Source organism: Croceivirga sp. ABH4_376 (genome assembly GCF_056160685.1).
This window is the reverse complement of the sequence record NZ_JBSWXQ010000006.1, coordinates 141,026-149,507: the sequence shown is the minus strand read 5'-3', so window position 1 is coordinate 149,507 and position 8,482 is coordinate 141,026. Positions and strand designations below refer to the sequence as shown.

The 8,482-nt window shown below is 32.8% G+C and carries 4 protein-coding genes; 3 read left to right on the top strand and 1 reads right to left on the bottom strand.

Translation table 11 applies throughout. From position 1 onward, the window contains the following. Window positions 1-182: 182 nt before the first annotated feature. Entirely contained in the window at window positions 183-2,201 is a 2,019-nt protein-coding gene (locus ACXAGS_RS13365; RefSeq protein WP_474907434.1) for a putative porin, read from the bottom strand. Window positions 2,202-2,389: 188 nt separating this feature from the next. On the opposite strand from ACXAGS_RS13365, the gene ACXAGS_RS13360 reads away from it, so the two are divergent. From ACXAGS_RS13360 to ACXAGS_RS13350, 3 genes are all read left to right on the top strand, one after another. Beyond that, window positions 2,390-6,649 carry a thrombospondin type 3 repeat-containing protein gene (locus ACXAGS_RS13360; RefSeq protein ID WP_474907432.1) on the top strand — a complete coding sequence of 1,420 codons (4,260 nt, stop codon included), beginning with the start codon at window positions 2,390-2,392 and terminating at the stop codon, window positions 6,647-6,649. After that, window positions 6,646-7,362, top strand: coding sequence for a hypothetical protein (locus ACXAGS_RS13355; RefSeq protein WP_474907431.1), 717 nt, complete (start codon window positions 6,646-6,648; stop codon window positions 7,360-7,362). The genes ACXAGS_RS13360 and ACXAGS_RS13355 overlap by 4 nt, the downstream gene beginning before the upstream one ends. A gap of 102 nt (window positions 7,363-7,464) precedes the next feature. Further along, window positions 7,465-8,136: a hypothetical protein gene (locus ACXAGS_RS13350; RefSeq protein WP_474907430.1), complete on the top strand. Its 672-nt coding sequence runs from the start codon at window positions 7,465-7,467 to the stop codon at window positions 8,134-8,136. The last annotated feature ends 346 nt before the right edge of the window (window positions 8,137-8,482 follow it).

Sequence of the window (8,482 nt, the reverse complement as noted above, 5' to 3'; positions counted from 1 at the left end):
CTAAAAAAAACAGTATGTCAATGAGCTTTAGAACTATCCCCTAAAACAAACCCTTTGTTGTTTTTCGGGCTGCAAATGTAACACCATTTCCCAATAAACCAACAAACTTTTTAAAGGTTTTTTTAGGGTAATTTAGAAACCACTGATAACCTAACAGTTAGCCTGTCTATTTTTTTAATCTTTTATGAAAAGAAATTCCAAACCAGGCCAAATCGAATTACAAAATCACGATAAGGATAGTTAGGAGCTGCATAGTAATTGTACTGTTTGGTCCAAATAGTGTTTAAATGTTCTGCCTTTAAAAAGATTCTTGTTTGCCTAACTTTAGCATTAATAAATAAGTCTATTAAAGGATAAGCACCATTTTCTTCCAAGGTTTGGCTATAGAACTCTGCCAGCAATGGATTATAACCATCCATTTTGTAAGAACTAAAATATTTAAAAGTTACCCCAGTTTGTAGAAACATAGCTTTATCAAAAACATCACTACTAAAGTATAATGTGTTTCTAGTAACCAATTGAGGAACATTAAAAACTTCTGCATCTTGATTTACTTCTTGATACAGAAATGTATTATTGAGCGCCCATTTTCTGTATTTAATCTCCTTTTGATACTTTACCTTAAGATAGTTAATAGTACCACTATCCTGAAAAGGCCTAACAAAACTATCTTGGCTACCGGCATCTATGGCCTCTTGAGTAATGTCTGACGCAAGACCAAAGTAGGTATAGTTATCCAACAAGGAGTAATCTATATTAAGGTTACCAAACCATTTAGAAACAAAACCACCCGTTAAGGTTTTAACCTGTTCGTTTTCGAAACTGTCTTTATTGTACCAATTGTAGTTGGTATAATCACTTTGATACAATAGGTAATTAAAATCTGGAAGCTTAGAACTTAAAAACAACTTACCGTATATAAGATGGTTGTTGTTAATTTGATATCCGACTTGAGCATCTAATAAATTACCGGTTAACTCTCCAGATACAGTGTACCTTAATTTACCATCAACCTCTAACCCACCTAATTTATTTTTGTAAGATGCAACCACCCCAATTTCTTCTCCCTTTAATTGACTTGGAATTAACCCTTCATCAGTTATAACCAAACTCCCAAAAGCATAATCATAATTATAAAGACTAATACCGGCATTGAGGTTACCAAGATTTTGATTGCTAAAATTTGCTGTTAATTGATTATAGGTTGTTCTTAAGGTTGATTTATCGTCTATTGGCGAGACAAAAAGGGCTTCGCCCAACTCATCTACCCGTGCACTTTGAAGAAATTGATAATATTTGGTTTCGTAGCTAAATTGATGACCAATTGCCAATAAAGTTGACCTACTTTTAATGCTATCCTTTTTAGGTCTTACCAAATTAAATTGATGATCAAGAAAGTAACGTTTACCAACAATTTTATTATCAGCGTTGGTATACCTGAGGTCTATTCTACCCCTATCCAACAAATCCTCATCTCCACTTTCGAATTGTAAAACCTTATCATCGAGTCCGCCACTCTCCTCTCCTTCCAAATCTTGTGCAGTAAAATGCCCCCTTACCCAGTACCTATTATTTAGTGTTCTATAATTAAAGGTGGCCCTAAACCTACCCGCTTGGGTTTGCTCGTAATCATATTTACCCAAAGAGCGTAATCCAGTATAGGCAACGGAAGCATTAAACCTTTTTGAAGTATTTAAAGTTAGCAAAGCGTCTAACAGCTGACCACGTTCCATGGTAGTTTTAAAAAACAACTCGGTAAGCGGTGTTGCTACATTATAGTAATTTACATCCTCTACTTCAAAATAAGCTATGTTTCTAGCAGACGCACCAATGCGGGGATAAAAATGATATGGATTACCAGACCTGCTTAATCTATTGTAAGCATGCCCTAAATTAGCAAAAGACATTAATTCAAAATCGTCTTTCCTTAAGTAGTTAAATTTATATTCTTTATTAATGGTTAGCGTAGTATCTAGAAAAGTGGTATCCCTCTCAAAGTTGATTATTTTGTAGTTGGCTATTGTAACATCTTGTACCTCTTTTCTCTTTTTCTTTCCGTTTACGCTATCTTTTTTGGAACGATCAAGATTAAGACCTTCCTTTTTATCTAGCGGCATTTTCTTTTCTGGCAATTTTGTTTGAGACCAATTAAAATTAGAACTCAATAAAAATGCCATTAAAATAATAAGGTTATACTTCATCCTTCTGAATTGGATTTCAAAGGTAATTTTTTCGATTCTAAAAAAATGCTAAAATATAAAGCATCAAAAAACATGCAATAGAACGAGAGTTTTATATTCTTAACAAAATATGTGCTAAGTTTTAAGTATTTTGTCGACCATTTTAATAAAAAATTATGAAAAGAAAGTTACTTCTGCTTTTGATTTTGATGACAGGCATAGCGAATGCACAGTTTAATGAGAGTGCTCCTTGGATGAATAATGTTGAGCGAAAAGGAACTAATTCTAAAAATAGTAGGCGATTTGAAAAAGAAAACGGTTTGTCTATATATCAGATTACGCAGGCATTTAATAATTACTGGATAGATAAAGATTGGAAAAAAAAGGGTAGTGGCTTCAAACCATATAAAAGATGGGAGAATTATTGGTTAAACTTGGTAGATGAAAACGGCTACATTCCAGAGCCATATGACATTTGGCATACTTGGAGAGAAAAGACTACCAATGGTTTAAAGGCAAACTCAACAGCGAATTGGCTCAGTATCGGCCCCTCATACCCTAGCACTAAAGCTTTAGGACAACCAGGCATTGGAAGAATAAATGCAATAACTGTAGATCCAAATAATAAAAACATATGGTATGCAGGGGCTCCTGCAGGTGGTATTTGGAAATCTATAGATTCTGGTGACAATTGGGTAAACTTATTCGATAATTTTTTACAAATAGGAGTGTCTGGAATAGCCATTGACCCAAATGATTCCAATATTATTTATATAACAACAGGTGATGATGATGCTGCAGACACTTACAGCATCGGAGTATTTAAAAGTTTAGATGGCGGTATAACATGGAATGAAACCGGGTTGAATCCCTCTAACAGTACGGTTAATTCCTTAATGAACGAAATTTATATTGACCCAACTGATTCTAATATAATTTGGGTTGGATCAAAAGAAGGTTTAAAAAAATCTATTGATGGCGGGGATAGTTGGAATACTGTACTAAATGAAAGCATTAAAGATTTTAAATTAAAACCAAATGATAGTAAAACAATATACGCAGTAACTAATGACAGCTACTTTAAGTCAACCGATGGCGGCAACAGTTTCAATCAAATAACAGATATTTTGCCAGAGAATTCAGGTAGGCTAGTATTAGGTACAACCCCTGCCAATCCAGAGGTATTGTACATACTTAGTGCAAATACAGCTCAACAAAATTATTCTTATCAAGGTTTTTACAAATCTATTGACAGCGGAAATAGTTTCACAGAAAGTCCAAATGAAACCGATATCATGGAAAGAAACCAAGCTTGGTACGATTTAGCTTTGGAAATATCACCTACAGATGAAAATACTATATTCATGGGAGCCATAAATGTATGGAGGAGTATAGATGGTGGGGATTCATTTTTTAGACTAAATAATAATGATTCCGATGTTACTGCAGCATATACGCATGTTGATATACACACACTAAAATTTTTTAATAATCAACTATTCTGTGGTAGCGATGGTGGTTTATATGTTTCATCAGATAACGGACAAACATTTGTAGATAAAACTGCTGGAATGTCTATTTCTCAATTTTATCGAATTTCTGTTTCTAAAAACGACGCAAATAAAATTGCAGGTGGAACCCAAGACAATTCTGGATTTATTAGAGATAATGAGCAATGGAGTATTTACACACTTGGTGATGGAATGGATTATGAAATAGATCCCATAAATGATAATTTGGTTTACGGTTTTGTCCAGTTTGGTAACGCCCTCTTTGTTTCAAATAATTCAGGTCAATCTATTTCTTTTGTTCCACCTCCTACTGATGCTAATGGGAATAACAAATCTGGTAATTGGATAACTCCTCTTGCAATAGCACCAAATGGGGTAGTTTATTCTGGTTTTGATGGATTATACAAATTAAATGGAACCCAATGGGAAGAAGTTTCTTCTGCCACTGGTACGGGCAATGTAGAGGATATTGAAATTGACCCCAATAATTTTGACAATATTTACGTTGCCAATGATAATTTTATTTATAGAAGTCAAAATGGGGGATTAACCTTTATTCCATTACAAGGTTTCGATTCTGACATCTCTTCAATTGCAATTAATAAAAACGACGGCAATATTATCTATGTCACTACATCTAAAAGAGTAGGAACTAGTCAACGAGATCAACAAGTAGCAAGAGGTGTCTTTAAATTAACCGATTTAGGCAATGGAAATATTAATCTTGAAGACATCACTTTAAATCTTCCATCGAATGAAGCTTTTTTCTGTATTGAACATCAAAAAAGAGATCCCAACAATCCTATTTTTGTCGGCACAAGTTTAGGAGTTTATAGGTTAGATGATCAACTAACAGAGTGGGAAGAATTTGATACTAATTTACCAAATGTTGCCGTAAGCGATTTGCAAATCAATGTTGACGAACAAATAATTACTGCCTCTACTTATGGGCGAGGAGTATGGCAAAGTGCCATACCAGTGCAGTTACCTGATTACGACATAAGACTTATATCCGCAAATCCTAATCAAAACGATGTATTATGCGGTGAGATTTTTCCCAGTGTTTTGATTGAAAATAATGGATTGAATGAAATAACCCAAATAAACATAAAATATTCGCTGAATGGTAATCCGCCAATTTTGGAAAATAGAGATGTAGTTATTGGTTCTAAAGAATCCATAAACATTGATTTAAACTCTTTAACAGGTCTAGTATCCGGACAAAATACAATTGCATTTGAGATAACAACTCCTAATGATGCATTTGATGACAACAATGAATTATTGAACTCCTTTATAATTAATGATTTTTCTATTGGTAATGAAATATATGATTTTGAAGACAACACATTAAATTTAATTACTGTAACAGAGTTATCCACTGATGACATATGGGAAGTTGGCATACCCAACGGCACTTTACTTAACAACTCTAGTTCTGGCAACAATGTGATAGGCACAAATCTAGATGGGAACCATCCTGATGCAACAAAGGCATATATCTATAGCGGTTGTTACGAATTATCTTCTATCCTGGCTCCTGTTCTAAAATTTAACATGGCCTATGACCTAGAGGAAAATTTTGATATTTTCTATGTAGAGTATACTTTAGATAATGGAGCAAATTGGGAAGTTCTAGGCTCTGCTGAAAGTCAACCAAAATGGTATAATAGTGCTAGAACTAATGCCAATTCTGGTGAAGATGATGACTGTCAAAACTGCCCCGGAGCACAATGGACTGGAACTAGCATAGAAATGATGGAATATGCTTATGACTTTAATTTAAATGCATCCCGAGGAGAAACAGACTTAACTTCTTCTAACAACGTAATATTCAGATTGGTATTTCATTCTGACCCTTCTGTCAATAAAGAAGGGGTGATTATTGATGATTTTCTAGTTAGTGGCTTTCAAGATGACGATGACGATGATAATGATGGAGTTTTAGATTTAGTGGATAATTGTCCTCTTACTGCTAATGCAAATCAACTAGATTCTGATGGCGATGGGATTGGAGATGTCTGTGATCAAGACGATGACAATGATGGAGTTTTAGATGAGGAAGACAATTGCCCATTAATTTCAAATCCAAATCAACTAGATGATGATGAAGATGGGTTAGGAAATGTTTGCGATAACGACAATGATAATGATGGAGTAAATAATGATTTAGATATATGTCCTAATTCAGCTCCAAATGCAATTGTAGATACTAGCGGATGTGAAGTGTTCTCCTTGCCATCTAGTAATTTTGCAATTTCTATTAAAAGTGAAACCTGTGCTTCAAAAGACAATGGTGAAGTAAGTATTGTAGCCGAAACCAACTTAAATTACATCGCGACATTATCTGGAATTGATGTTAATGTTGTTCAAGAATTTAATAATAATTCTTTATTTAAAAACTTGAAAGCAGGCCCGTATAGACTTTGTATTGAGGTAAATGGAGAAGATGGTTACCAACAATGTTTTAACATAGAACTTTCTCAACCAGACACATTAGACGTAAATGCAATCGTGAATAGTTTTACTAATGAACTTACGCTTAATTTAAAAGGTGGTGAATTATATCATATTCAAGTAAACAACGAAAATTTACAAACTACTGAAAATACAGTTCAATTTTCATTGAAAGAAAATTTTAATAAAATTAGGGTTACAACAGATTTATTTTGCCAAGGTATTTTTGAAAAAAATATAGTCCTGGACAAGAAACCTATAATTTATCCAAATCCAGTAACAGACGGTTATTTAAATATTGTTTTAAATAATTCGAATAAATCTGAAGTTAGTCAGATTAGAATAAACAGTTTAGATGGGAAGACTTTATTAAAAAAGAATTACTCAGAAATAAGTGTAGAAAATTTAAAAATTAATGTAAGCCAATTTTCAAGGGGAATTTATTTATTAAACATAATAACCGAAAAAGAAATTTTAATCTATAAAATTCTAATAAAATGAGAAAAGCCATATTAAATCCAATACTTGTACTTCTCTTCCTATCTTGTAGTGGCGGAAATGAGGATGATGATAATAATATAGATGATAGTATAACCACAGTTACGCCGCCACAAGCAGCAAACCTAATATTTCCAGAAAATAATACAGAATGTAATACTGGACTAATAGTCAATGATAATAAGAGTGATGTTAATTTTGAATGGGAAAATGCAGAAAATACAGATTTATATGAAGTTACAATTAGGAATTTAGAAAATAACGAAATTACAAAATCTACAGTGCTTACTAATTCTACAGTTGTAAGGATTGACAGAGGTACCTTATTTGAATGGGAAGTGAAATCTATGGCTAATAAAACAGAAGAAATTGCAGTAAGTGAGAAATGGCGGTTTTACAATGAAGGTCCAGGTATCATAAATTACTCACCGTTTCCTGCGGAAGCAATTTATCCAAAAAGAGGAAGTACAATAACCTACGCAAATGAAATCTTGCTAGAATGGAATGCAAACGACTTAGATAACGACTTAATTAGATTTGAAATTTTCCTTGGGACAGCAATAGATAATATAGAGTTTATAGGGGAAACCGATAGTTTATCCTTTAACATAACCAATTTAGAGCGCAATCTTAGTTATTATTGGCAAATAAAAAGCATTGACTTAAATAATAACAATACTTTATCTGAAATATTTGAGTTTAAAACAACGAACTAAAGAGCTTCTATTTTTTCTAAAAATATTATGAACTTAATAACATTAAGTCTCATAATATTTTTAGTTCTTGCAAGAAAATAAACAGACTCAATTAATTTTAAGATGAATTACAAAATTTTTGCTTTAAGCTTATTTGCTTTAAGTACTGTAAGCGCACAAGTAAATTTCACAACACCAGATGGAGAAGGTATCGTCTCATACCAAACAAAGGAAATATCCGATACTCCGTTAAAAACAATTGGCTCCCCTTACATTGAGCCGCAATTTAAACAGGGTAAGGTTTATTTTAATGGTGAAGCAAAGATAAATGGAGAATTACGCTATAATGCATACACGAGTGAGTTAGAGCTAAAACAAGGGAAAGATAATTACACCGCTATCCTAAAAAGAAATACAATTTCAGCTAAAATTGGTAGAGATGTATATAAAATTTTACCTTATGAAGATGAAAATGATGGAACAAGAACAGGATATTTTGTAATTCTAAATAATGGCAAGACTAAATTACTATTTAAGCCAGAAATACATTTAAGAAGAGGCAAATCTGCTAGCACAAATTATGATCGAAACGTACCCCCACGATATATAGATATTAGCTCTTATTACATTCAAATTGGAAATCAACCTGCCCGAAAAATATATTTAAAAAAGAAGTATTTTTATAAATTTTTAGATAAGGAAAAAGTTAAAAATTTAATTGAAAATGAATCCTTAAGAATTTCTAAACCAAAAGAAGCTATTAAACTTATTAAACTATATAATCAGGAAGCTTAGGCTTTGAATTTAACCCTACTAAAAAAATTAATAAGTCCAGAAAATGTTTTCTGGACTTATTAATTTACACCTTACCTTCAAAATAACCTTACCCCAAAACCAATCAATTTACTCACCAAGAAATTGAGCTTTTAATCAAATCCGCTCCTTCCACAGAAAAAAGAATGTTCCTACTCAATTGCACCTTCAAAAAACTTTGCTTAATTAAACGAGCGTTCTTTTATTCAGTAATATTTACTACACATAAAGCAACATGAACTAATTTAAGCTACCCGTCGTGAGACGTCTAATCACAGAAATAACACCCAAAAAAACCATATACCTATGCTGTGTTAACTGTCACAGA

Excerpts from the sequence above, each read along its gene's own strand:
- ACXAGS_RS13365 (WP_474907434.1), bottom strand. The coding sequence starts at position 2,201 with ATGAAGTATAACCTTATTATTTTAATGGCATTTTTATTGAGTTCTAAT.
- ACXAGS_RS13360 (WP_474907432.1), top strand. The coding sequence starts at position 2,390 with ATGACAGGCATAGCGAATGCACAGTTTAATGAGAGTGCTCCTTGGATG.
- ACXAGS_RS13355 (WP_474907431.1), top strand. The coding sequence starts at position 6,646 with ATGAGAAAAGCCATATTAAATCCAATACTTGTACTTCTCTTCCTATCT.
- ACXAGS_RS13350 (WP_474907430.1), top strand. The coding sequence starts at position 7,465 with ATGAATTACAAAATTTTTGCTTTAAGCTTATTTGCTTTAAGTACTGTA.